We start from the raw sequence: 202 nt of genomic DNA on the forward strand, positions 1-202 counted from the left end.
AGCGGCGGAGGCCGAAGCGGCAGCGAAGGCGGATGCGGAAGCGGCGGCAGCGGCGGAGGCTGACGCGCAAGCCAAGGCAGATGCAGAAGCAGCGGCAGCGGCGGAGGCCGAAGCGGCAGCGAAGGCGGATGCGGAAGCGGCGGCAGCGGCGGAGGCTGACGCGCAAGCCAAGGCAGATGCAGAAGCAGCGGCAGCGGCGGAG

1 protein-coding gene is annotated in these 202 nt (G+C 73.3%); it reads left to right on the plus strand.

Translation table 11 applies throughout. The annotated features are described in order from the left end of the window. Positions 1-202: hypothetical protein (locus EGN72_RS19635; protein ID WP_199743667.1), on the plus strand; the 202-nt coding region annotated here is incomplete at both ends.

The sequence above is a fragment of the Pseudorhodobacter sp. E13 genome (assembly GCF_003991405.1).
In the GTDB taxonomy this organism is placed as follows: Bacteria; Pseudomonadota; Alphaproteobacteria; order Rhodobacterales; family Rhodobacteraceae; genus Pseudorhodobacter.